This window comes from Pseudomonas sp. NFX224 (assembly GCF_048565165.1).
Classification (GTDB): Bacteria; Pseudomonadota; Gammaproteobacteria; order Pseudomonadales; family Pseudomonadaceae; genus Aquipseudomonas.
This window is the reverse complement of sequence record NZ_CP183416.1, coordinates 4,731,593-4,756,854: the sequence shown is the minus strand read 5'-3', so window position 1 is coordinate 4,756,854 and position 25,262 is coordinate 4,731,593. Positions and strand designations below refer to the sequence as shown.

The 25,262-nt window shown below is 57.5% G+C and carries 20 protein-coding genes; 5 read left to right on the top strand and 15 right to left on the bottom strand.

Annotated elements, in window-relative coordinates; genetic code table 11:
* Position 1: 1 nt before the first annotated feature.
* From brnQ to sdhC, 10 genes are all read right to left on the bottom strand, one after another.
* Entirely contained in the window at positions 2 to 1,315 is a 1,314-nt protein-coding gene (gene brnQ, locus ACNYC6_RS21770; protein ID WP_419709096.1) for a branched-chain amino acid transport system II carrier protein, read from the bottom strand.
* 356 nt (positions 1,316 to 1,671) lie between these two features.
* On the bottom strand, positions 1,672 to 2,553 hold the full coding sequence (gene sucD / locus ACNYC6_RS21765; RefSeq protein WP_008032672.1) for a succinate--CoA ligase subunit alpha: 882 nt from the start codon (positions 2,551 to 2,553) through the stop codon (positions 1,672 to 1,674).
* A complete protein-coding gene (gene sucC / locus ACNYC6_RS21760; protein WP_007919879.1) occupies positions 2,553 to 3,719 on the bottom strand; it encodes an ADP-forming succinate--CoA ligase subunit beta in 1,167 nt (388 codons plus the stop codon). Before sucC ends, sucD begins: the two co-directional genes overlap by 1 nt.
* Before the next feature lie 196 nt (positions 3,720 to 3,915).
* Positions 3,916 to 5,352, bottom strand: a complete 1,437-nt coding sequence (gene lpdA / locus ACNYC6_RS21755) for a dihydrolipoyl dehydrogenase (RefSeq protein ID WP_419709095.1) — start codon at positions 5,350 to 5,352, stop codon at positions 3,916 to 3,918.
* A gap of 98 nt (positions 5,353 to 5,450) precedes the next feature.
* Positions 5,451 to 6,671 (bottom strand): 2-oxoglutarate dehydrogenase complex dihydrolipoyllysine-residue succinyltransferase, encoded by a 1,221-nt coding sequence (gene odhB, locus ACNYC6_RS21750; RefSeq protein ID WP_419709094.1) that lies wholly within the window; start codon positions 6,669 to 6,671, stop codon positions 5,451 to 5,453.
* Positions 6,672 to 6,713: 42 nt separating this feature from the next.
* A complete protein-coding gene (locus ACNYC6_RS21745; protein WP_419709093.1) occupies positions 6,714 to 9,545 on the bottom strand; it encodes a 2-oxoglutarate dehydrogenase E1 component in 2,832 nt (943 codons plus the stop codon).
* Positions 9,546 to 9,804: 259 nt separating this feature from the next.
* Positions 9,805 to 10,509 carry a succinate dehydrogenase iron-sulfur subunit gene (locus ACNYC6_RS21740; RefSeq protein WP_056852962.1) on the bottom strand — a complete coding sequence of 235 codons (705 nt, stop codon included), beginning with the start codon at positions 10,507 to 10,509 and terminating at the stop codon, positions 9,805 to 9,807.
* An 11-nt stretch (positions 10,510 to 10,520) separates the two neighbouring features.
* Positions 10,521 to 12,293 (bottom strand): succinate dehydrogenase flavoprotein subunit, encoded by a 1,773-nt coding sequence (sdhA, locus tag ACNYC6_RS21735; RefSeq protein ID WP_419709092.1) that lies wholly within the window; start codon positions 12,291 to 12,293, stop codon positions 10,521 to 10,523.
* Positions 12,294 to 12,296: 3 nt separating this feature from the next.
* Positions 12,297 to 12,665, bottom strand: coding sequence for a succinate dehydrogenase, hydrophobic membrane anchor protein (gene sdhD, locus ACNYC6_RS21730; RefSeq protein WP_007977503.1), 369 nt, complete (start codon positions 12,663 to 12,665; stop codon positions 12,297 to 12,299).
* Positions 12,659 to 13,033 (bottom strand): succinate dehydrogenase, cytochrome b556 subunit, encoded by a 375-nt coding sequence (gene sdhC / locus ACNYC6_RS21725; RefSeq protein ID WP_056852964.1) that lies wholly within the window; start codon positions 13,031 to 13,033, stop codon positions 12,659 to 12,661. Before sdhC ends, sdhD begins: the two co-directional genes overlap by 7 nt.
* Before the next feature lie 363 nt (positions 13,034 to 13,396).
* Between sdhC and gltA the strand changes: the two genes are divergently transcribed.
* A complete protein-coding gene (gene gltA, locus ACNYC6_RS21720) occupies positions 13,397 to 14,686 on the top strand; it encodes a citrate synthase (protein ID WP_075948473.1) in 1,290 nt (429 codons plus the stop codon).
* Positions 14,687 to 15,077: 391 nt separating this feature from the next.
* Here the strand turns inward: gltA and ACNYC6_RS21715 are convergent, their stop codons facing one another.
* The 3 genes from ACNYC6_RS21715 to ACNYC6_RS21705 form a co-directional block, all read right to left on the bottom strand.
* On the bottom strand, positions 15,078 to 16,736 hold the full coding sequence (locus ACNYC6_RS21715) for a cation acetate symporter (RefSeq protein ID WP_419709091.1): 1,659 nt from the start codon (positions 16,734 to 16,736) through the stop codon (positions 15,078 to 15,080).
* On the bottom strand, positions 16,733 to 17,044 hold the full coding sequence (locus tag ACNYC6_RS21710; protein WP_419709090.1) for a DUF485 domain-containing protein: 312 nt from the start codon (positions 17,042 to 17,044) through the stop codon (positions 16,733 to 16,735). Before ACNYC6_RS21710 ends, ACNYC6_RS21715 begins: the two co-directional genes overlap by 4 nt.
* A gap of 242 nt (positions 17,045 to 17,286) precedes the next feature.
* Entirely contained in the window at positions 17,287 to 18,138 is an 852-nt protein-coding gene (locus ACNYC6_RS21705) for a glycine betaine ABC transporter substrate-binding protein (protein ID WP_416129946.1), read from the bottom strand.
* A 301-nt stretch (positions 18,139 to 18,439) separates the two neighbouring features.
* Here ACNYC6_RS21705 and ACNYC6_RS21700 point away from each other — a divergent pair, with 301 nt between their 5' ends.
* Positions 18,440 to 20,035, top strand: coding sequence for a beta (1-6) glucans synthase (locus ACNYC6_RS21700; RefSeq protein ID WP_419709089.1), 1,596 nt, complete (start codon positions 18,440 to 18,442; stop codon positions 20,033 to 20,035).
* 51 nt (positions 20,036 to 20,086) lie between these two features.
* On the opposite strand, the gene ACNYC6_RS21695 is transcribed toward ACNYC6_RS21700, so the two are convergent.
* Entirely contained in the window at positions 20,087 to 21,127 is a 1,041-nt protein-coding gene (locus ACNYC6_RS21695) for an RHS repeat-associated core domain-containing protein (RefSeq protein WP_419709088.1), read from the bottom strand.
* A 340-nt stretch (positions 21,128 to 21,467) separates the two neighbouring features.
* Between ACNYC6_RS21695 and ACNYC6_RS21690 the strand changes: the two genes are divergently transcribed.
* The gene (locus ACNYC6_RS21690) at positions 21,468 to 22,415 is read left to right on the top strand and encodes an IS110 family transposase (RefSeq protein WP_419708264.1); all 948 of its coding nucleotides are present in this window, start codon (positions 21,468 to 21,470) and stop codon (positions 22,413 to 22,415) included.
* Positions 22,416 to 22,524: 109 nt separating this feature from the next.
* On the opposite strand, the gene ACNYC6_RS21685 is transcribed toward ACNYC6_RS21690, so the two are convergent.
* Complete coding sequence (locus ACNYC6_RS21685) at positions 22,525 to 22,893, bottom strand: hypothetical protein (protein WP_419709087.1); 369 nt, start codon at positions 22,891 to 22,893, stop codon at positions 22,525 to 22,527.
* 223 nt (positions 22,894 to 23,116) lie between these two features.
* On the opposite strand from ACNYC6_RS21685, the gene ACNYC6_RS21680 reads away from it, so the two are divergent.
* Both ACNYC6_RS21680 and ACNYC6_RS21675 read left to right on the top strand, forming a co-directional pair.
* Positions 23,117 to 24,415 (top strand): serine/threonine protein kinase, encoded by a 1,299-nt coding sequence (locus tag ACNYC6_RS21680; protein ID WP_419709086.1) that lies wholly within the window; start codon positions 23,117 to 23,119, stop codon positions 24,413 to 24,415.
* The gene (locus ACNYC6_RS21675; RefSeq protein ID WP_419709085.1) at positions 24,408 to 25,196 is read left to right on the top strand and encodes a VacJ family lipoprotein; all 789 of its coding nucleotides are present in this window, start codon (positions 24,408 to 24,410) and stop codon (positions 25,194 to 25,196) included. The genes ACNYC6_RS21680 and ACNYC6_RS21675 overlap by 8 nt, the downstream gene beginning before the upstream one ends.
* The last annotated feature ends 66 nt before the right edge of the window (positions 25,197 to 25,262 follow it).

The window sequence follows — 25,262 nt, the reverse complement described above, 5'->3', positions numbered from 1 at the left end:
CTTACGCCAGCGCTTCTTCGCGCTTGCCCAGCAGACGGTCGCAAACCACCGCGACCACCAGGACCATCACCGACGGCACCAGCCACGCCAGGCCCTGCTCGCTCAGCGGCAGGTGGGCCAGTTGTGTCGGCATCCAGTCCGCCAGGCCGGCCCCCTTGAGTGCATCGATCAAGCCGAAGATGAACGACACCAGCATTACCGGGCCGAGGATGCGGCTGTGCTCATGCCAGAAGTCCTTGCAGAAGCTCAGAGCCACCAGAACGATGCACGGCGGGTAGATCGCGGTCAGCACCGGGATCGAGAACGCAATCAGCTTGGTCAGGCCCAGGTTGGACACCAGCAGCGAGAACGCTGCAAGGATGATCACCAGCGTCTTGTATGACAGAGGCACGACACGGCTGAAGTATTCGGCGCAGGCACAGGTCAGGCCGACTGCGGTCACCAGGCACGCCAGGGAGATCAGCACAGCAAGGAAGCCGCTACCCAACGAACCGAACGTGTGTTGCACGTAGGCATGCAACACCGCCGCACCATTGGTGGCACCGGCGGCCACTTCATGGCTGCCCGAACCAAGACGGAACAGGCTGATGTAGACCAGTGCCAGGCCCACACCGGCAATCAGACCCGCGATGATCGCGTAACGGGTGATCAGCGCTGGCGACTCGATGCCGCGGGAACGGATGGCGTTGACGATGACGATGCCGAACACCAGTGCGCCCAAAGTATCCATGGTCAGGTAACCATTGATGAAACCCTGGGAGAACGGTGCTGCCACGTACTCAGGCGTGGCATGACCAATGTCACCCGCCGGCAAGGCGAATGCGGCGATGCCCAGTACGGCGAGGGCGATGATCTTCAGCGGTGCGAGAAAACGTCCTACGGTATCCAGCAAACGGCCCGGATACAGCGAGATGAAGAACACCAGCAGGAAGTACACCGAGCTGTAGAGGAACAGCGCCAACGGGCTTTCGCCGGTCAGCGGCGCCAAACCCACTTCAAACGAGACGGTGGCAGTCCGTGGCGTCGCGAACAGTGGGCCAACAGCGAGGTAGCAAGCCGCTGCCAACAGGCCACCGGCAACTTTACCGATCGGGCTGCTCAATGCATCCATCGCACCACCGACCTTGGCCAGCGCCACGACGGTGATCACCGGCAGGCCGACCGCGGTGACGAGGAAACCTAGCGCCGCCATCCAGACATGAGGCCCGGACTGCAAACCGACGATAGGCGGGAAGATGATGTTGCCGGCGCCCACGAACAGGGCAAACGTCATAAAACCAAGTGCCAGGATGTCCTGGCCTTTCAACACTTTCATTAAGGAAATACCACACTACTGAATCGGAATTTAGAGAGGGATTTCCCTATGGGTGAGGGAAATGCTGTCGGTCCGTATGAGACCAACCCTTTTAGCGCGTTGCTGCCTTGTGGGCGCGGACGCAAAAATGGCGAGTAGCCTAACGAATTTAGGCGACAAACGCACTGTTAGAGGGCGAACTATCCGATCTACGACATTTTTGTGTCGCGTTTACATATCAATTTTCTACTAAAAAGCACCTGTGGCGAGGGAGCTTGCTCCCTCGCCATAAAATCGACCACTTTCCAAATTCCGGAAACGACAAAGGCCACACGAAGGTGGCCTTTGTTTGGTGAAGCGTCAGCTAAGCGCGAGGCTTACTTGACAGCCCAACCAGTCAGCTCAGCCAGGGCTTTGCCGATGTCTGCCAGCGAACGCACGGTTTTAACGCCTGCGTCTTGCAGAGCAGCGAATTTCTCGTCTGCAGTGCCTTTGCCGCCAGAGATGATTGCGCCAGCATGGCCCATGCGCTTGCCCGGAGGAGCAGTCACACCAGCGATGTAGGAAACAACCGGCTTGGTCACGTGTGCCTTGATGTAGGCTGCCGCTTCTTCTTCAGCCGAACCGCCGATCTCACCGATCATTACGATCGCTTCGGTCTTCGGGTCTTCCTGGAACAGCTTCAGGATGTCGATGAAGTTCGAACCCGGGATCGGGTCACCACCGATGCCGACGCAAGTCGACTGACCGAAACCGGCGTCAGTAGTTTGCTTCACAGCTTCGTACGTCAGGGTGCCGGAACGGGAAACGATACCGACCTTGCCTGGCAAGTGAATGTGACCTGGCATGATGCCGATCTTGCATTCGCCTGGGGTGATCACGCCTGGGCAGTTAGGGCCGATCAGGGTGATACCCAGCTCGTCGCACTTAACTTTAGCGTCCAGCATGTCCAGGGTAGGAATGCCTTCGGTGATGCAGACGATCAGCTTGATGCCGCCGAAAGCAGCTTCCAGGATCGAATCTTTGCAGAAAGGAGCCGGAACGTAGATCACGCTGGCGGTAGCGCCGGTGGCAGCTACTGCGTCTTTAACAGTGTTGAACACTGGCAGACCCAGGTGCTCGGTGCCGCCTTTGCCTGGCGTTACACCACCCACCATCTTGGTGCCGTACTCGATGGCTTGCTGGGTGTGGAAACTACCTTGCGAACCGGTAATACCCTGGCAGATAACTTTCGTGTCTTTATTGATCAGGACGCTCATTATTTGCCCTCCGCAGCTTTGACAACTTGTTGAGCAGCGTCGGTCAGGCTGGTAGCAGCGATGATGTTCAAACCGCTTTCTGCCAGTACTTTAGCGCCCAGCTCAGCGTTGTTGCCTTCAAGGCGAACAACAACCGGGATTTTCACGCCGACTTCTTTCACTGCACCGATGATGCCTTCGGCAATCATGTCGCAACGAACGATGCCGCCGAAGATGTTAACCAGTACTGCAGCGACGTTGGTGTCGGACAGAATGATCTTGAACGCTTCGGTAACGCGTTCTTTGGTAGCACCGCCGCCCACGTCGAGGAAGTTGGCTGGCTTGCCGCCATGCAGGTTGACGATGTCCATGGTACCCATGGCCAGGCCAGCACCGTTGACCATGCAACCGATGTTGCCTTCCAGCGCTACGTAGTTCAGTTCGAACTTGGCAGCGTGCGCTTCGCGCGGATCGTCTTGCGACGGATCGTGGAAAGTCTTCAGCTTAGGCTGACGGTACATGGCGTTGGCGTCGATGTTGATCTTGGCATCGAGGCAGTGCAGATCGCCGTCAGCTTTGATCACCAGCGGGTTCACTTCCAGCAGGGCCAGGTCGTGATCCTTGAACAGCTTGGCCAGACCTACGAAGATCTTGGCGAACTGAGCAACTTGCTTGCCTTCCAGACCCAACTGGAATGCCAGCTCGCGACCTTGGAATGGCTGAGCGCCAACCAGTGGATCGATGGTGGCTTTCAGAATTTTTTCTGGAGTGTCGTGAGCGATTTTCTCGATGTCCACGCCACCTTCGGTGGAAGCCATGAACACGATACGACGGCTCGAACGGTCAACGACAGCGCCCAGGTACAGCTCTTTAGCGATATCAGTGCACGATTCAACCAGGATCTTGGTGACTGGCTGGCCATTGGCGTCAGTCTGGTAAGTCACCAGACGCTTGCCCAGCCACTGCTGTGCGAAGGCTTTGGCGTCTTCTTTGCTGCGAACCAGCTTTACGCCGCCCGCTTTACCGCGACCACCGGCGTGAACCTGGGCTTTGACAACCCACTCGCTGCCGCCGATTTTGTCGCAAGCTTCTGCTGCTGCTTCCGGGGTGTCTACCGCGTAACCGGTGGAAACTGGCAGGCCGTACTCAGCGAACAGCTGCTTACCCTGATACTCGTGAAGATTCATGCTTATTACCGTCTTCGTTAGGTACTGCGCATTCGGTGCTGCACTCATTCAAGTGCCGCACCACCTGTGACTGCTGCTTGCATAGCCTTTCCGGATACCCGGTGCAGCTATGCAAGACTGCGTCCGGCGGATATTCCGCGGTGAGTCTTGCATGCAAGGCTCACGACGGGCCATTCCGCCGTGGTTTCTTATTGTCTTAACGCTTCTTGCGGTTGGCGATGTGGATGGCGCCGCCATTCACTGCCAGAGCAGCTTCGTGCAAGGCTTCAGACAGGGTCGGATGGGAGAAAACCATCATGCCCAGGTCTTCAGCGCTGGTGCCGAATTCCATACCGATTGCGCCCTGCTGAACCAGTTCGGCAGCGCTTGGGCCAATCACGTGGACGCCCAATACGCGGTCTGTCTTGGCATCTGCGATGACCTTGACGAAACCACCGGTATCGTTGGCAGCCATGGCACGGCCGGAGGCTGCGAACGGGAAGGTGCCGACGTTAACTTCAACGCCTTCAGCTTTCAAGGCCTGCTCGGTTTTACCGACCCATGCGATTTCCGGGTGAGTATAAATAACCGAAGGGATCAAATCATAGTTCATCTGAGCCTTGTGGCCCTTGATGCGCTCGACAACCATGATGCCTTCTTCCGACGCTTTGTGCGCCAGCATCATGCCGCGAACCACGTCACCGATGGCGTAGACGCCCGGTACTGTGGTGGCGCAGTGATCATCAACGTGCACGAAACCGCGCTCGTCCAGGGTCACGCCGCAGTCGGCAGCCAGCAGATCAGTGGTCACCGGACGGCGACCAACGGCTACGATCAGCTTGTCGAAAGTGATGTTCTGTTCACCGTTGGCATCGGTGTAGTTCACAACGACTTCGTCGCCGTTCACTTTGGAGCCGGTCACGCGAGCGCCCAGCTTGATGTCCAGACCCTGTTTGGTCAGGGTTTTCAGCGCTTCCTTGGAAACAGCGGCATCCGCTGCCATCAGGAAGGTGTCCAGGGCTTCCAGGACAGTCACTTCTGCACCCAGACGCGACCAGACCGAACCCAGTTCCAGGCCGATCACGCCAGCGCCGATCACGCCCAGACGCTTAGGCACGGTCTGGAATTCCAGTGCGCCAGTCGAATCGACGATCACATTTTGGTCAACCGGAGCTGGCGGAATGTCGATCGGACGCGAACCTGGAGCCAGGATCACGCTCTCGGCCTGGATAATTTCTACCGAGCCGTCTGGCTTGGTGACTTCAACTTGCTTGCCGGCCAGCAGCTTGCCGTGACCTTCAATCGAAGTCACACCGTTGGCTTTGAACAGGGTCGCAACGCCAGAGGTCAGGCCTTTGACGATGGTGGCCTTGCGGCCGACCATTGCTGGCACGTCCATGGTCACGCCAGCGTGGTTGATACCGTGGATCGCGAAGCCTTCTTTGGCTTCCTTGTACTTCCAGGAACTGTCCAGCAGCGCCTTGGATGGAATGCAGCCGACGTTCAGGCAAGTACCGCCCAGAGCCAGTTTGCCTTCCTTGTCGGTGTACTTCTCGATGCAGGCAGTGCTGAGGCCCAGCTGGGCCGCCTTGATGGCAGCCACATAGCCGCCAGGGCCAGCGCCGATCACTACTACGTCAAATTTCTGCGACATTCAAAAAATCCTCTTTAGCGAAAAGCTTCAAGCCGCAAGCTGCAAGCCAAGCCGCGGGTTTTCCGACAGCTCGAGCTTGCAGTCCATGGCTGCTTCTATCAGATATCCAGCAACAGACGAGCCGGATCTTCCAGCAGGTTCTTGATGGTCACCAGGAAGGTCACAGCTTCTTTGCCATCGATCAGACGGTGATCGTAGGACAGAGCCAGGTACATCATCGGACGAATAACGACCTGACCATTGATGGCCATAGGACGCTGGATGATGTTGTGCATGCCCAGGATGGCCGCTTGTGGCGGGTTGACGATCGGGGTCGACATCATCGAACCGAAAGTACCACCGTTGGTGATGGTGAAAGTACCACCGGTCATTTCATCCATCGACAGTTTGCCGTCGCGGGCTTTCTTGCCGAAGGTGGCGATGCCGCCTTCGATTTCAGCCAGGCTCATCAGTTCGGCGTTACGCAGAACCGGTACAACCAGGCCGCGATCGCTGGAAACTGCAACGCCGACGTCAGCGTAGCCGTGGTAAACGATGTCGCCACCGTCGATCGAGGCGTTGACAGCCGGGAAGCGTTTCAGCGCTTCGGTGGCAGCCTTCACGAAGAACGACATGAAGCCCAGGCGCACGCCGTTGTGGGACTTCTCGAACAGGTCCTTGTACTTCGAACGCAGGGCCATGACTTCGGTCATGTCGACTTCGTTGAAAGTGGTCAGCATGGCCATGTTCGATTGAGCTTCAACCAGACGCTTGGCTACGGTGGCACGAACGCGTGTCATCGGTACGCGCTTCTCGATGCGGTCGCCAGCGGCGAACACAGGAGCAGCGGCAGCCGGAGCAGCAGCCTTGGCAGGTGCGGCAGCCGGAGCGGCTTTCTTGGCTTCGACAGCGGCAACCACGTCTTCCTTGGTTACACGACCATCTTTGCCGGTGCCTTTGACGGACGCCAGGTTGATGCCGTTTTCTTCAGCCAGCTTGCGAGCAGCCGGAGCAGCGATAGCGTCTTCGTCAGCGCCGGCAGCCGGAGCGGCAGTAGCAGCGGCCGGAGCAGCAGCGGCAGCCGGAGCAGCGGCAGCAGCACCGCCTTCAACGATGGAGCCCAGGACTTCGTCGGACAGAACGGTTTCGCCTTCGCCCTTGACGATTGCGCCCAGCACGCCGTCAGCAGTCGCCAGAACTTCCAGTACGACTTTGTCGGTTTCGATGTCGACGATCAGTTCGTCACGCTTGACGGCGTCGCCCGGTTGTTTGTGCCAGGTGGCAACGGTGCCATCGGCAACCGATTCCGGGAAAGTGGGGGCTTTGATTTCGATAGCCATTATCTGTGGGTCCTTAAATTCGGTTTCAGGTGCGCGAAGGCGTTAAACAGTAAAGGCGTCTTGCAGCAGTTTTTCCTGCTGCTCAGCGTGCATCGATGCGTAACCGCATGCCGGTGCAGCAGAAGCCTCACGGCCCGCGTACTCAAGTACGAGAGACTTGTCGAGGTTGCTGATGCTGCGACGCATGTGGTGTTGGCTGCAGTACCACGCACCCTGGTTCATTGGCTCTTCCTGACACCAAACGGCAGCTTTGGCGTTGGTATAAGGAGCCAGGACTTCTTTCAAGTCATCCTCAGGGAATGGGTACAGCTGCTCGATACGCACGATGGCGATATCGTCACGGCCTTCGGCACGGCGTTTTTCCAGCAGGTCGTAGTAGACCTTGCCGCTACACAGAACAACGCGCTCGACCTTTTTCGGGTCCAGGGCATCGATTTCCGGGATAACGGTCTGGAACGAACCTTCGGCCAGATCTTCCAGAGTCGAGATGGCCAGCTTGTGACGCAGCAACGACTTCGGAGTCAGAACGATCAACGGCTTGCGCAGCGGGCGAATCACCTGACGACGCAGCAAGTGGTAGATCTGCGCCGGCGTAGTCGGTACCGCGACCTGAATGTTGTGCTCGGCGCACAGCTGCAGGTAACGCTCCAGACGAGCCGAGGAGTGCTCCGGACCCTGACCTTCATAACCGTGCGGCAGCAGCATGGTCAGACCGCACAGACGGCCCCACTTGTGCTCGCCACTGGTGATGAACTGGTCGATAACCACCTGGGCACCGTTGGCGAAGTCGCCGAACTGGGCTTCCCAGATCACCAGCGCATCCGGCGTGGTGGTCGAGTAACCGTATTCGAACGCCAATACTGCTTCTTCGGACAGGAACGAGTCGTACAGGTCAAAGCGTGGCTGACCGTCGTACAGGTTCTGCAACGGGACGTAGGTGCCCGCGTCTTTCTGGTTGTGCAGAACAGCATGGCGGTGCGAGAACGTACCGCGGCCGATGTCCTGGCCGGTCATGCGGATCGGGTGACCTTCGAACGCCAGGGTCGCGTACGCCATGGTTTCGGCGTAACCCCAGTTGATCGGCAGGCCGCCGGCTTGCATCTTCTGACGGTCTTCGTAGATCTTCGCAACCTGGCGCTGAACCACGAAGCCTTCCGGGATTTCCAGCAGCTTGGCGGACAGTTCCTGCAAGGTCTTGAGGTCAAAGCGAGTGTCGTGACGCGCGGTCCAGGCGTGACCCAGATACGGACGCCAATCCACGAACAACTCTTTGTTCGGCTCTTTGACCAGGCTTTTCACTACGTGCAGACCGTTGTCCAGCGCGTTGCGGTATTCGTCGACTTTCGCCTGAACACGCTCTGCGTCCAGCACACCGCCCTGGGTCAGACGATCGGCATACAGCTCACGGGTAGTGCGCTGTTTGGTGATCTGCTGATACATGATCGGCTGGGTGCCGCTTGGTTCGTCGGCTTCGTTGTGGCCGCGACGACGGTAGCAGACCAGGTCGATCACCACATCACGCTTGAACTGCATGCGGTAGTCAATGGCCAGCTGGGTCACGAACAATACGGCTTCCGGATCATCCCCATTCACATGGAGGATCGGCGCCTGGATCATTTTCGCAACGTCGGTCGCGTACTCGGTGGAGCGCGAGTCCAGCGGGTTGCTGATGGTGAAACCAACCTGGTTGTTGATCACGATGTGCACGGTACCGCCGGTCTTGAAACCGCGGGTCTGCGACATCTGGAAGGTTTCCATCACCACGCCCTGACCTGCGAAAGCAGCGTCTCCGTGGATGGAGATCGGCAGAACCTTCTCACCGGTCGGGTCGTTACGACGGTCCTGACGGGCGCGAACCGAACCCTCGACCACCGGGGAAACGATTTCCAGGTGGGACGGGTTGAACGCCATGGCCAGGTGAACTTCACCGCCGGTGGTCATCACGTTGGACGAGAAGCCCTGGTGGTACTTAACGTCACCGGAACCCAGCTCGACCTTCTTCTTGCCTTCGAACTCGTCGAACAGCTCGCGCGGGTTCTTGCCGAAGGTGTTGACCAGGACGTTCAGACGGCCACGGTGGGCCATGCCGATGACGATTTCCTTGGTGCCGTAGGAACCGGAACGCTGGATCAACTCGTCTAGCATCGGGATCAGGCTCTCGCCGCCTTCCAGACCGAAACGCTTGGTACCCGGGTATTTGGTGCCCAGGTATTTCTCCAGGCCTTCACCGGCGGTCACGCGCTCAAGCAGGTGGCTCTTGATGTCGGCGGAGTACGTCGGACGGCCGCGCACGCTTTCCAGACGCTGCTGGAACCACTGGCGCTGCTCGGAATCGGTGATGTGCGTAAATTCAGCGCCGATGGTGCGGCAATATGTCTGCTGCAACGCTTCGTGAATTTCGCGTAGGCTCGCTTCCTCTTTGCCGATGAACAGGTCGCCGGCACGGAAGGTCGTATCAAGATCGGCATTGGTCAAGCCGTAATGATTGATCGACAGGTCTGCAGGTGCAGGACGCTGCCACAGTCCCAGCGGGTCAAGCTGGGATGCCTGGTGGCCACGCATACGGTAGGCCTGGATCAATCGCAGCACTTCAACTTGCTTCTTCTCGTGCTCACTGCTCACGCTGCCGGCGGAAACCGGTTGGGCGCGGCGCTGGTTCTTTGCCAGCAAGACGAAATGATCGCGAATTGTGGAGTGCGAAACATCGGTGGCAGAGTTGCCGTCAGCAGGCAACTTCTGGAAGTAGGTGCGCCACTCTTCTGGCACAGCGTTAGGGTCGTGCAGGTAGAGCTCGTAGAGCTCTTCCACATAGGCAGCGTTACTACCGGAAAGGTAGGCACTGTTCCACATGCGCTGCATCACGCTTTCTTGCATGCTTGGTCACCCTCGGTTAGGGGAACACCACCGGCGTCGACACCGAGCAAACTTGCAGAAGTCCGAATGCAGCGACCAAAACAAGCCACTTAGGATCACGCTGATAGTCCGGGTACCAGCCCGGATGCCCCTGCTTGTCTCATTTCTTCAAAATAAGAGCCGCAGCCTTACAAGCTGCTGCTCAGGTTAAAACTACGGCGCCGGTTGAAGCCTGCGCCGTAGCATCTACGGGTACAGCGGTACATCTACAGCTGCTGAATCACACGCCGCTTTGCAGCAACATGTTACGGATGTGACCGATGGCCTTAGTCGGGTTCAGGCCCTTCGGACATACGTTGACGCAGTTCATGATCCCGCGGCAGCGGAATACGCTGAACGGGTCATCCAGCGAAGCCAGTCGCTCGGTAGTCTTGGTGTCGCGGCTGTCTGCCAGGAAGCGGTACGCTTGCAGCAGGGCAGCTGGACCCAGGAACTTGTCCGGGTTCCACCAGAAGGACGGGCAAGAGGTCGAGCAGCAAGCGCACAGGATGCACTCGTACAGACCGTCGAGCTTTTCACGCTCTTCAGGGGACTGCAGACGCTCGATGGCCGGAGCCGGCGTGTCGTTCTGCAGGAATGGCTTAACCTTCTCGTATTGCTTGTAGAAGATGCTCATATCGACGACCAGGTCACGGATAACCGGCAAACCTGGCAGAGGACGAACGATCAACTTGTTACCTTTTACAACAGCAGACAGCGGCGTGACGCAGGCCAGGCCGTTCTTGCCATTGATGTTCATGCCGTCGGAACCGCAAACGCCTTCACGGCAAGAGCGACGATAGGAGAAACCTTCGTCCTGCTCTTTGATCAGGGCCAGTACGTCCAGCACCATCAGGTCTTTACCACCGGTATCAACCTGGAATTCCTGCATGAACGGCGCGGCGTCCTGATCAGGGTTGTAACGATAAACGCTGACTTGCAACATGGCGGCCACCCTTAATAAGTCCGAATCTTAGGTTCAAAAGTCGGAACAGTCTTCGGCGAGAAGTTCACAGCACGCTTGGTCACGCGCTTGTCACCCGGGAAGTACAGGGTGTGGCACAGCCAGTTTTCGTCGTCACGATCTTCGAAGTCTTCACGGGCGTGAGCACCGCGGGACTCTTTACGCACTTCGGCAGCGATGGCGGTAGCTTCAGCCACTTCCAGCAGGTTTTGCAGTTCCAGAGCTTCGATACGCGCAGTGTTGAACGCTTGCGACTTATCGTTGATCTTGACGTTGGCGATACGCTTGCGCAGGTCAGCCAACTGGGCAATACCCTTCTGCATGTATTCGCCGGTACGGAATACACCGAAGTAGTTCTGCATGCAGCTTTGCAGTTCGCGACGCAGGGTAGCCACGTCTTCGCCTTCGGTACGATCGTTCAGAGCGGACAGACGCGCCAGGGCAGCTTCAATGTTGGCGTCGGTGGCGTCGTCGTATTCGATGCCGTCGGTCAGTGCTTTTTCCAGGTGCAGGCCGGCAGCGCGGCCGAATACCACCAGGTCGAGCAGCGAGTTGCCGCCCAGACGGTTGGCACCGTGAACCGATACGCAAGCCACTTCGCCCACTGCAAACAAGCCAGGGATGATGGTATCGACGCCGTCAGCGTCCTGGGTGATCGCCTGGCCGTGAATGTTGGTGGCAACGCCGCCCATCATATAGTGGCAAGTCGGAACAACCGGAACCGGAGCAACTACCGGGTCAACGTGTGCGAAAGTTTTCGACAGTTCGCAGATGCCTGGCAGACGGCTGTGCAGCACTTCCTCGCCCAAGTGGTCGAGTTTGAGCATTACGTGGTCGCCATTCGGACCGCAACCGTTGCCGGCGATGATTTCCTTAACCATCGAACGGGCAACAACGTCACGACCGGCAAGGTCTTTGGCGTTCGGAGCATAACGCTCCATGAAACGCTCGCCGTGCTTGTTGATCAGGTAACCACCTTCACCACGGCAACCTTCTGTAACCAGTACACCGGCACCGGCGATGCCGGTCGGGTGGAACTGCCACATTTCGATGTCTTGTACCGGTACGCCGGCACGCAGCGCCATACCAACGCCGTCACCGGTGTTGATCAGGGCATTGGTGGTCGACGCGTAGATACGACCTGCACCGCCGGTGGCCAGAACGGTAGCCTTGGCACGGATGTAGGTGGTTTCGCCGGTTTCGATGCAGATCGCGATCACGCCGACGAACTCGCCTTGCGAGTTCTTTACCAGGTCGACAGCGTAGTACTCGTTCAGGAACGTGGTACCGGCTTTCAGGTTGCCCTGATAAAGGGTGTGCAGCAGAGCGTGACCGGTACGGTCGGATGCAGCGCAAGTACGCGCAGCCTGGCCGCCTTTACCGTAGTCCTTGGACTGACCGCCGAACGGGCGCTGATAGATGCGGCCTTGTTCGGTACGGGAGAACGGCAGACCCATGTGGTCCAGTTCGAAAACTGCGGCCGGGCCTTCCTGACACATGTATTCGATAGCGTCCTGGTCACCGATGTAGTCGGAACCCTTGACGGTATCGTACATGTGCCAGCGCCAGTCATCGTTCGGGTCGGCCGAAGCGATGGCGCAGGTGATGCCGCCTTGAGCGGATACGGTGTGCGAACGGGTCGGGAACACCTTGGTGATCACGGCAGTCTTGTGACCGCCTTGTGCCAATTGCAGCGCTGCGCGCATGCCGGCACCGCCACCACCAATAATGATGGCGTCGAAAGAAATCGTTGGAATGTTAGCCATGAATCAGATACCCCAGAGAATCTGCACACCCCAGACGAAGTAAGCGAACATCGCAACGCCGCATACTGCCTGGAAAAGGAAACGTACTGCAGTCGCGGACTTGCCCAGCGCCATTGGCGTCAGGTAGTCGGTCGCGATGGTCCACATGCCGACCCAGGCGTGAGCGCCCAGGGCCACAAGGGCCAGCAGACTGAAGATACGCATCCCGTTGTGGGCGAACAGGCCGTGCCATTGGTCATAGCCAATGCCCGGGTTCGCAGCGAGGTATCCGATCAGGAAGATGAAATAAGCCGCGAGAACGACCGCAGACACACGTTGCGCCATCCAGTCATACAGACCGGAACGCGAAAGGTTCGTAACGCTGGTTACCATATCCAAACTCCTGCCAGAACGATCAACACCACGGAAACGGCGATGATAATTTTCGAGCCCAGGCGGCCGCCTTCCAGCGTCTCACCGATGCCCATGTCCATGATCAAGTGGCGCACACCGGCTACCAGGTGATAAAGAAGAGCGGACAGGAGGCCCCATGCTACGAACTTGGCCAGCGGGCTGGTCAAGCATGCCTTCACGTCGGCAAAACCTTCCTCGGAACCCAAAGACTTGCCCAATGCATAAAGCATGAAGCCAAGGCCCAGGAAGAGGATGATGCCGGAAACACGGTGAAGAAACGACGTAACGCCGGTGATGGGGAGTTTGATGGTCCTTAGGTCTAGGTTTACAGGTCGTTGGCTTTTCACGGCTTTTTTTTCACACTGAAGAGCCCCTAACAATCAGGGCAAAGTTGTTGGGGAGTGCACTGGTCAGGTAACCACCACCCAGGGATGCGACCCCCAATAAAGCAGGCCCAAAAGCCCTTGGCGGTCGGTGGCCGAGTATAGACAGTTAGGCTACTAATGACAACGCAAAGACCTCACCCAAACAGCGGATTGCGCAACTGACATAAAAGGCGTAAATGGCAGGCAATTTCGAGAAAAAAGTCGGGTTAAAGCCTTCTGGAGCAAGACTTTAGGCAAATTGACATTCGAATTTATCTCACTATAGTGGTGCGGGCCCTGCGTGGGGGGTCTGTCTGATGATTTCAAGCATAAATAGGAGGCCACATGGCTGACAAAAAAGCGCAGTTGATCATCGAGGGCGCAGCCCCCGTCGAGCTGCCCATTTTAACCGGCACCGTTGGTCCCGATGTTATCGATGTTCGGGGCCTGACGGCCACGGGCCGCTTCACCTTTGACCCTGGTTTCATGTCGACCGCTTCCTGCGAGTCGAAGATCACCTATATCGACGGCGACAACGGTATTCTGCTGCACCGCGGCTACCCGATCGAACAGCTGGCTGAAAAGTCGGACTACCTGGAAACCTGCTATCTGCTGCTCAACGGTGAATTGCCGACCGCAGAACAGAAGGCCCAGTTTGTCAGCACTGTGAAGAACCACACCATGGTTCACGAGCAGCTGAAGACCTTCTTCAACGGTTTCCGTCGCGACGCCCACCCGATGGCCGTCATGTGCGGTGTAGTCGGCGCCCTGTCGGCCTTCTACCACGACTCCCTGGACATCAATAACCCGCAGCATCGCGAAATCTCCGCGATCCGCCTGGTTGCCAAGATGCCGACCCTGGCAGCGATGGTTTACAAGTACTCCATGGGCCAACCCATGATGTACCCGCGCAACGACCTGACGTACGCGGAAAACTTCCTGCACATGATGTTCAACACCCCGTGCGAGATCAAACCGATCAGCCCGGTACTCGCCAAGGCCATGGACCGGATCTTCATCCTCCATGCCGACCACGAGCAGAACGCATCGACTTCCACCGTGCGCCTGGCAGGCTCCTCGGGTGCCAACCCGTTCGCCTGTATCGCCGCCGGTATCGCCGCACTGTGGGGCCCTGCCCACGGCGGTGCGAACGAAGCCGTTCTGACCATGCTCGATGAAATTGGCGATGTCTCGAACATCGACAAGTACATCGCCAAGGCCAAGGACAAGAACGATCCGTTCAAACTGATGGGCTTCGGTCACCGCGTTTACAAAAACCGCGACCCACGCGCAACAGTAATGAAGCAGACCTGCGACGAAGTGTTGAAGGAACTGGGCATCCAGAACGATCCGCAACTCGAACTGGCCATGCGCCTGGAAGAGATCGCCCTGACCGACCCGTACTTCATCGAACGCTCGCTGTACCCGAACGTCGATTTCTACTCGGGGATCATCCTCAAGGCGATCGGCATTCCAACCAGCATGTTCACCGTGATCTTCGCCCTGGCGCGGACTGTCGGCTGGATCTCCCACTGGAAGGAAATGCTCTCCAGCCCGTACAAGATTGGCCGTCCACGCCAGCTGTACACCGGCTACGAGTCGCGTGATATCACCAAGCTGGAAGACCGCAAGTAAGATTTTTCTTGCTGTAGCGTGTTGAGTTGTACCGGGAACGGCCTCTATTTATATAGGGGCCGTTTTTGTTCGTGCCGGTTTACTCAGTCAATTCAAGGCGGCCTACCGGCTTGGTCGTTAGTTCGAACGCCTTTCCCTGTAGGAGCTGTCGAGTGCAACGAGGCTGCGATCTTTTGACCTGATACATCCGAGAATCCAGCTCGACTGTCAGGCCGTCATCGCCAGCAGGCTGGCTCCCATAGGGACTGGGGATATCCGCAACATAGAATCTCCCACAGTAAATCAGGTACACCCAACAAATTCAGGTCGATTACCGCCCAATAAAAAATGCCCCGATCTCTCGACCGGGGCATCTCGTACAACTGCGTTACTTATATAAAAGCATCAAACCTTAGTGCGAAACCGCCCCACTCGCCCCCAGACCAGTCTGCGAACGAACGAACTGAGGGAAGAACAGCGCCCGCTCATTGTCCGCAGCAGTCGACTTGTCAGTGATCGAGAAGAACCAGATCCCCACAAACGCAATGATCATCGAGAACAGCGCCGGATACTCATACGGGAAGATTGCTTTCTCGTGATGCAGGATCTGCACCCAGATGGTTGGACCAAGAATCATCAGACCCACGGCACTGATCAGCCCCATCCAGCCGCCGATCATCGCACCACGAGTGGTCAGCTTTTTCCAGTACATGGAAAGCAGCAGGACCGGGAAGTTACAGCTCGCCGCGATGGAGAATGCCAGGCCCACCATGAACGCGATGTTCTGGCTTTCGAACAGAATGCCCAGACCAATGGCCAGCACCGCCAGCGCGATGGTGGTGATTTTCGAGACGCGAATTTCATCCTTCTCGTTGGCCTTGCCTTTCTTGATCACGCTGGCGTACAGGTCGTGAGAGACCGCCGAAGCACCGGCCAGGGTCAGACCGGCAACCACGGCCAGAATGGTCGCGAACGCTACTGCCGAGATGAAGCCCAGGAAAATGCTGCCACCGACCGCGTTGGCCAGGTGCACCGCCGCCATGTTGTTGCCGCCCAACAGCGCGCCAGCCGCATCTTTGAAGGCCGGGTTGGTGCTAACCAGCAGGATCGCGCCGAAGCCGATGATGAAGGTCAGGATGTAGAAGTAACCGATGAAGCCAGTTGCGTACAGCACGCTTTTGCGAGCTTCTTTCGCGTCACTCACGGTGAAGAAGCGCATCAGGATGTGTGGCAGGCCAGCGGTACCGAACATCAGTGCCAGACCCAGGGAGAATGCCGAGACCGGATCTTTCACCAGGCCGCCCGGGCTCATGATCGCTTCACCTTTAGGGTGAACCTTGATCGCCTCGGAGAACAGCATGTTGAAGTCGAAGTTGACGTGCTTCATCACCATCAGCGCCATGAACGAGGCGCCGGACAGCAGCAACACGGCCTTGATGATCTGCACCCAGGTGGTCGCCAGCATGCCGCCGAACAATACGTAGGCGCACATCAGGATACCGACCAGGATCACCGCAACATGGTAGTCCAGACCAAACAGCAGCTGGATCAGCTTGCCTGCGCCCACCATTTGCGCGATCAGGTAGAACGCCACCACCACCAGCGAACCGCAAGCGGACAGCGAGCGAATCTGGGTTTGCCCGAGGCGATAGGACGCCACGTCGGCAAAGGTGTATTTACCCAGGTTACGCAGACGCTCGGCGATCAGGAACAGAATGATCGGCCAGCCCACCAGGAAGCCGATCGAGTAGATCAGGCCGTCGTAGCCGGAGGTGAACACCAACGCGGAAATACCCAGGAAGGATGCCGCCGACATGTAGTCGCCAGCGATCGCCAGGCCATTCTGGAAACCGGTGATCTTGCCACCCGCCGCGTAGTAGTCGGAGGCCGAGTTGTTTTTCTTGGACGCCCAGTAAGTGATGTACAACGTTGCGCCGACAAACGCCACGAACATCAGGATCGCGGCGACGTTCAGCGGTTGTTTCTGCACGGCGCCGGTCAGGGCGTCAGCCGCCCAGGCTCCAGGTGCGAAGGCTGCGATACTCAATAGAGCCATTAGACGCCGGATCATTGCTGAGCCTCCTTGAGAATCGCATTGTTCAGGTCGTCGAATTCGCCATTGGCGCGTCGCACGTAAATACCGGTCAGGACGAAGGCCGAAAGGATCAGTCCGACACCGATCGGGATGCCCCAGGTAATCGATGACTCAGGGCTGAGTTTCGCCCCCAGTACATGCGGCCCGTAGGCAATCAAAAGGATGAATCCGGAGTAAAGCCCTAGCATGATCGCCGAAAGAATCCAGGCGAATCGTTCCCTCTTGGTAACCAGCTCCTTGAAGCGCGGGCTGTTTTGAATCGAGAGGTAAATGCTGTCGTTCATTGTTTTTATCCTCGCAGCACAGATTTAGTTGGAACGGTATCCACTCTATGCGGCTGCGGGGCAGGTTCCAGACGACCTTAGTCTTAGAACCACATGACGTTTTTGCCAATCTCCAGCACTACCAAATAAATGTGGGAGCGGGCCTGCTCGCGAAGGCGTCTTGTCAGGCAACTTTTCAGTTAAATGACCGACTGCTATCGCGAGCAGGCTCGCTCCCACAGGTTCAAGCATGCTCTATGTAATTACTTGGTCCAGGCCGCCACACGCTCAGGGTGTTTCGCTACCCAATCTTTCGCGGCCGCTTCAGGCTTGGCGCCATCCTGGATCGCCAGCATGACCTGGCCGATTTCATCCTTGGATTCCCACTGGAAGTTCTTCAGGAACTTGGCCACTTCCGGCGCTTTGGCCTCCAGGCCTTTGCTACCGATGTTGTTCACGGTTTCAGCCGCGCCGTACACGCCTTTCGGGTCTTCGAGGAAGCGCAGTTTCCACTTGGCGAACATCCAGTGCGGTACCCAACCGGTCACGGCAATGGATTCGTTTTTCTTCTCGGCACGGGTCAGCTCGGCGATCATGCCGGCGCCGGAACTGGCCTTGAGTTGATAGCCGGTCAGGTCGTAGTCCTTGATCGCCTGATCGGTCTTGAGCATCACGCCTGAACCGGCGTCGATGCCGACGATACGATTCTTGAAAGTGTCGTCGGTCTTCAGATCCTCGATGGACTTGGCCTTGACGTACTCCGGCACGATCAGGCCGATTTTCGCATCCTTGAAGTTCGGGCCGTAATCGACGACCTGATCCTTGTTCTTCGTCCAGTACTCACCATGAGTCACTGGCAGCCAGGCTGACAGCATCGCGTCGAGTTTTCCGGTGGCCACGCCTTGCCACATGATCCCGGTCGCGACGGCTTGCAACTTCACGTCGTAACCGAGTTTCTGCCTGATCACTTCGGCAGCGACGTTGGTCGTAGCGACGCTGTCCGACCAGCCGTCAACATAACCGATAGTCACTTCCTTACCTGCGGCGCTGGCCACGGTAGAACTGATCGCCAGCACCAAAGCGGCACCTGCGCCCAAGAGTCGTCGCATCTTCATCGTTACTTCCCCGAAAGTGCTGCGCTCGACGGATGCCGAGTCGCTTAAACGTATTGTTATGGTGCACAGCGCCCCCATCACGCCTCACCGCAAACTCGTTCGATCATCAGCGCGATTTACCAACGAGGGACTGACACTTCCGATAATCAACCTGACGCCATCAACGACCTTCTCTGCCAGCGACCTCAAGACATCGAGAAACGACATCACAACGCCATTAATCTCGAGCACCGCGGTCGCTCCGGGCAATCCGCCCGAACTTTGCATGTCAAAATTATGCGAACCACCAAGCACGCGACAAATGCAGGTAACATGCGCCGCTTTGCTCCCAGACGGCCTGACCATGCCCGCGACATCCCGCTTTCCTTTTTTTGCTTATCTATTCGCCTGCCTGCTGGGAATCTTTGCCCTTTGCGGCTTCTGGTACGGTATTGGCAAACCGGTGATTCTGCCGGATGTCGCCAGCGCGACGCACAAGCTGCAATGCGCCTCCTACACGCCGTTCGACAAAGACCAATCGCCGTTCGACGTGCCGTTCAATCTGCGCCCCGAGCGCATGGACGCCGACCTCGCGCTGCTGTCGAAGAGTTTCGAATGCATCCGCACCTACTCCATGACCGGCCTCGAAGCGCTGCCCGATCTGGCGCGCAAGCACAGCTTGAAGTTGATGATCGGCGCCTGGGTCAACAGCAACCCGGTGGACACCGAAAAAGAAGTCGACCTGCTGATTGCCTCGGCCAACGCCAACCCCGACGTGGTGACCGCCGTGATCGTCGGCAATGAAACCCTGCTGCGCAAGGAAGTCACCGGTGCGCAGTTGGCGAAGCTGATCAACAAGGTCAAGAGTCACGTCAAACAACCTGTCACTTACGCCGACGTCTGGGAGTTCTGGCTCAAGCATCCGGAAATCGCACCGGCCGTGGATTTCCTGACCATCCACCTGTTGCCCTACTGGGAAGATGATCCATCGAACATCGATGCCGCCCTGCAACACGTGGCGGAAGTGCGCCAGGTGTTCGGCAACAAATTCGCGCCCAAGGACGTGATGATTGGCGAAACCGGCTGGCCGAGCGAAGGTCGTCAGCGTGAAACTGCTCTGCCGAGCCGAGTCAATGAGGCCAAGTTCATTCGCGGTTTTGTCACCATGGCCGAGCAACAAGGCTGGCACTACAACCTGATCGAAGCGTTTGACCAACCGTGGAAACGCGCCAGCGAAGGCGCGGTAGGTGGTTACTGGGGACTGTTTGATGCTGATCGTCAGGACAAGGGCGTGCTGGCCGGACCAGTGACAAACGTGCCGTATTGGTCGCAGTGGCTGGTGGTGGGTGGGCTGATTTTCCTAGGCACGCTGATCCTGGGTGGTCGCGTTCGCAGCACCCGCGCCGCACTGGCTCTACCGTTGTTTGCCGCATTGGCTGCATGCTCTATCGGCGTTTGGGGCGACCTGGCGCGCGTTACCACCCGCTTCACCAGTGAATGGTTGTGGGTCGCGTTGCTGACTGCGTTGAACCTATTGGTGCTGGTGCACGCCGCACTAACCCTGAGCCCCCGCGCAGGTTGGCGCGGGCAGGCTTTCAACGCCCTGGAACGCCGGGCGGGCTGGCTGGTTGCGGTGGTTGGATTTGCGGCTGCGGTGAGCATGCTGGAGCTGGTGTTCGACCCGCGCTATCGCAGCTTCCCGAGCGTGGCGTTCATCGTTCCGGCGTTGGTGTATCTGTGCCGGCCCGTGAGCGTGCCGCGTCGGGAGATTGCGTTGCTGACCTTCATCATCGGTGCCGGTATTGCGCCGCAGTTGTTTCGTGAAGGATTGCAGAACCAGCAGGCCTGGGGTTGGGCGCTGGTGAGTGGGCTGATGGTGGTGGCTTTGTGGCGGTGCTTGCGGGTTCGCGTAAAGTAAACGCCACATAAACCGAAGTAAAATAGCCGGCACACAACTAATGGGGCCGGATCACTGTGATCGAATTTTCGAAACTAGATCTCGTGTAGCCTGCGCATAAGTAGGATATTTTTTTACGTGAATACCTGTTGCCACTAATAAATTGACGTCTGCCTGCCGCAACCGCTCTATCGCTTCCGGCTGTTGCGAATGGAAGTATTGCCTCCGAACCTCGGGATCGTTTTTAAACCCGTCTTCCGCAAATAACTCCTGCTCACTGTAGCCCTTGGATTTTGCGAACCGGGCAATAGGTGGCGGCCCATCAGCCTTGCGGACCATTGTAAATTTTTCGCCGATGATATGTAGATTTACTTCATCAATAAACTGGGGGGTTATCTTCGTGATTCCCTCCCGACCTGATTCCATTGGAGTTAACGGGCCATGCCCTGGCCGGACCGGTGACGGTGCTTTGGTGAAGCTTTTCATTACGTCATTTTGGAAAGTGCTCAATCCTTTAACAACCCGCTGCACAGTAGCGACTGGTGCTGATACAAGTTGATTTATCGCGTTAGCGAGTATTCCAAATTCCCCCATCGGATCCACCATATTGACCGGATCCCCCGCACAGTACGCATACGCATTCACCCCACCCTTCCCAAACGGACTCAAACTGTCCGGGCTATTGAACCGCATCAACACAGGATTGAACGCACGATACCCATTCCCCAGCAAATAATGCCCAGTCACCGGATCACGCCGTTGACCATTGAAACCCAAGAGACTGATCAAGCCACCTTCGGGAAAGCGGTGACCGTAAGGGGAATAAACAGGCTGCTGATGGTGGTCGGCGGAAACCAAATGCAGAACGGAACGCTGGAGATCGGTCGCCAGCAATGCACACTCAACTTTCCCGGCGTGACGTAGTTGCTGCGCCAGGATCTGCGCTTCGTGCTCAAACACCGAATGCCGGCCCTGCCCTTGTATCTCTGTGGTCAAACGGTCTTTCCGATAGAAGCGCTGAACACTGTCCTGATTCAGCGGCGAACAACCGGCAATCCGATCCTGCGGATCGTAGTAATAGCGGCACAGCAATGTGTCTCGCTGAAGGTTCATGGTCTTGCTCCGATTCATATCCAGAGGGATGGATTGCTAGATTCGGAGCATTTGGAACGGCCGTCTACTATCAGAAGTGATAGTTCGGCAATGAAAATCCAGTGCGGCTTCAGGCCTGATCGCGAGCAGGCTCACTTGTATGCTAGGACTTGAAGGGAGGAGGAGGGACAAGGCTCGATTCTGACTGTTAGCGCAGTACAGATCCGTGGGAGATTTCGCCCCTCCTCCTTTCACCCAAGCGCCGATAAAGAATGCATCTGGCTAGACCGACGATAGGAACAAGCCTGCGCCTCTGGGTGAGCCCTTCAAGTGCTCAAAACCATATCTCGGGGGATGTTTAATGGCAATGCCGGTTTCTGCTATCAAGCCAATCGTGGGCGTGGATGTCGCCAAGAGTGAGTTGATGATCTATCAGGCCGAACTGGATCTGCTTGAGACGCTTCCCAATAACAAGCCAGCCATCAAGAAATGGCTGAAAGCCTTGCTGGCACCGGTCGATATCGCTATTGAGTCGACCAATATCTATCACCTGGAGTTCGCCGACCTGGCCCATGAGGCCGGTTGCACCATTTACATGGTCGGTGGCTATGAACTGAGCCATTACCGCAAAGGTGTGAAAGTTCGCGCCAAAACTGACGCGCTGGATGCAAAGTTACTCGCTCGCTATCTGAAGAACGAGTATGAAGAGCTTCATCCATGGATTCCGCCATCGCCGTTGTACCGCTGCCTCTTGAGCCTTTTCCGCCGGCGCGCGGCGCTGGTTCAGGCGCGGGTTGGCTTGGTGCAGAGCTGGACAAATGAACCGCTGCTCAAAGCCGCTTTTGCCGAGCAAGTGGCCTCCATGCAGAGGCTTGAAGGGCTGGTCGAGAAAATGATCAACGACCGCCTGAAAGAAGCCGGCTTGCTTGCCCAGTTGAAGCGTTGCATGAAAGTCGAAGGTATCGGCTTTCTGACTGGTGCCCGCTTGATCGCGGCTTTTCAGCGAGGCGATTTCAGAAATGCAGATGCCTTCATCGCGTTTTTGGGGATGGATTTGCGGGTATCGCAGTCAGGACAAAAAGACGGTCGCCGCAGCCTGACCAAGCGCGGCGATCCGGAGGCGCGTCGGCTTTTGCACAACGCTGCCATGTCGGCCAGCCGCACAGCCGCCTGGAAAGGTTTTTACCAAGAACAAAGAGCTAAAGGGTTCAGTACTACGCAGGCACTGGTGATCTTGGCCCGTAAACTTGCCCGGATCGTATTTGCACTGCTGAAAGGGCAAGGTGAATACCAACCGAAAGCAGGTTGAAGGCTTCCCCTCAACCATAGAATCTCCCACATTAGTTCTTCAATGAACACAAAATCCGTGAGCCACAAAGATCAACTGTAGGAGCGAGCCTGCTCGCGATAGCAATCTATCAAGCGCTACGGGAGTCTCTGACCAACCGCATCCCGGCAATCACCACCGCAAACACCGCCAGCGTCGTGTTGTACAACGCCAGCGCCGGGAACCCGAGCGCCAGCGCCAGCGCCGCCAGCCACCACCCTGCCCGTCCCGGCACAACGAAGCCGATGATGGCCGCCGCCAACGCGCCATAACCCAGAATCTTGAAGTGAATCATCAGCCCCAGGTTCGAACGAACCTGGCATTCCCAGCGACTCGCCTCGTCCACGCAAATACCGACCCACTGCGCATCCTCCATGAAGCCATAACGCGCGCCATAACTGGCGGCCAGCCACAGGGGCAGCAAAACAAGCAGCAGAATCACGGGCAGACGGCGGGACATGAAGCACTCCAATTGACGAAAAACGGCGGCCAGCTTAATCCCCCGACAGCCTTACGCAAGCGATAACAACTGTTAACTGGTCATTCAATCGCTGCAAAGTGTATCGTCCAGCTACTATTACTTGGAATTAAGCCTGTTTGGTGCCGATGCGTGGCACTTTGGCGCAATTTAAGTGGTCACAGCCTGCGAACTTCATTCGGCACCTTTTCTAAGGGATCTAGTCATGCTCCGTTCCTTGCGCTTCGCCGCCTTGTTTGGCGGCCTTATCTTGAGTGCGTCCGCACTGGCGGTCGACATCGACGCCGCCAGTTATGGCTACCCCCTGACCAACCCGTTCGAGGCAACCATTGCCACGACGCCACCCGATTTGCGCCCCGAACTGCCGCTGGACGACGACATCGATCAGTCGGACCGCACCCTGACCTTGCGCCCGGAGCGGGCCTTCGAACTGCCCGACAATTTCTGGGCGGTGAAGAAACTCACCTATCGCATCGCCACCCAGGATAAAGCTGCTCCACTGATATTCCTGATCGCCGGCACCGGCGCGCGCTATGACAGTAGCCTTAACGAATACCTGAAGAAGCTCTACTACAAGGCCGGTTATCATGTGGTGCAATTGTCGTCGCCCACCAGCTTCGACTTTATGAGCGCCGCTTCACGCTTCGCCACGCCGGGCATTTCCAAGGATGATGCCGAGGACATGTACCGGGTGATGCAGTCCGTACGTGCACAGAACCCCAATCTGCCGGTTACCGATTTCTACCTGACCGGTTACAGCCTGGGTGCGCTGGACGCCGCATTCGTCGCGCACCTGGACGAAACCCGCCGCAGCTTCAACTTCAAGAAAGTCCTGCTGCTCAACCCGCCGGTCAACCTCTACACCTCGATCACCAACCTCGACAAACTGGTGCAAACCGAGGTCAAGGGCATCAACAACACCACCACGTTCTATGAACTGGTGCTGAACAAACTGACCCGCTACTTCCAGCAGAAGGGCTACATCGACCTCAACGATGCGCTGCTCTATGACTTCCAGCAGTCCAAGCAGCACCTGACCAACGAACAGATGGCGATGCTCATTGGCACCTCGTTCCGGTTCTCTGCGGCCGACATCGCCTTCACCTCAGACCTGATCAACCGTCGCGGCCTGATCACTCCACCTAAAACGCCCATCACAGAAGGCACCAGCCTCACGCCATACCTCAAGCGTGCGCTGCAGTGTGATTTCGACTGCTACATCACCGAGCAAGTGATTCCGATGTGGCGCGCCCGCACCGACGGCGGCAGCCTGCTGCAACTGATCGACCAAGTGAGTTTGTATGCGCTGAAAGACTACCTGCGCGACAGCCCGAAAATCGCCGTCATGCACAACGCCGACGATGTGATCCTCGGTCCGGGTGACCTCGGTTTCCTGCGCAAGACCTTCGGCGATCGCCTGACCGTTTACCCGTTGGGCGGTCACTGCGGCAACATTAACTACCGCGTCAACAGCGACGCCATGCTGGAGTTCTTCCGTGGCTAAATATCTCCTGCTTCTCGCCGCGTTACTCTGTGCCAGCGCTGCCAATGCCGACAACAGCAAGGCCAACGCCCCGGTGGTCGTCGACAGTGACGGCTTCAAGGAACCACTGACCAAACTCAAGTTCAACGCCGGACTGGACCAGCGCGAGTTCGAGCGCTCGACACTCAGCGCGCTGAACGTCTACGACCCGCTGGAAGAGTGGAACCGTCGCGTTTACCACTTCAACTACCGGTTCGACCAATGGGTGTTCCTGCCGGTGGTTGATGGCTATCGCTACATCACGCCGAGTTTTCTGCGCACCGGCGTCAGCAACTTCTTCAACAACCTTGGCGACGTACCGAACTTGCTGAACAGCCTGTTGCAGCTCAAGGGCCAGCGTTCGATGGAGACCACGGCGCGACTGCTGCTCAACACCACGATCGGCATCGCCGGCCTGTGGGACCCGGCCACCGCCATGGGTCTGCCGCGCCAGAGCGAAGACTTCGGCCAGACCCTGGGCTTCTATGGCGTACCGGGTGGTGCCTACTTCGTGCTGCCGATCTTCGGTCCGTCGAACTTGCGTGATACCGGCGGATTGGTGGTCGACTTCAGCGCCGAGTCGGCGATCAACTTCCTCAATGTTTCCGAGGTAAGTTCCAACCACCCTGAAGTCTGGATTCTGCGTGGCGTCGACAAGCGATATCAGACCAGCTTCCGCTACGGTCAGATGAACTCGCCGTTCGAGTACGAAAAGGTGCGTTACGTGTACACCGAGGCGCGCAAACTGCAGATTGCCGAGTAATTCGGCTACACAAAAACCTGTAGGAGTGAGCCTGCTCGCGATGGCGTCGTCTCAGCCAGCATCAAA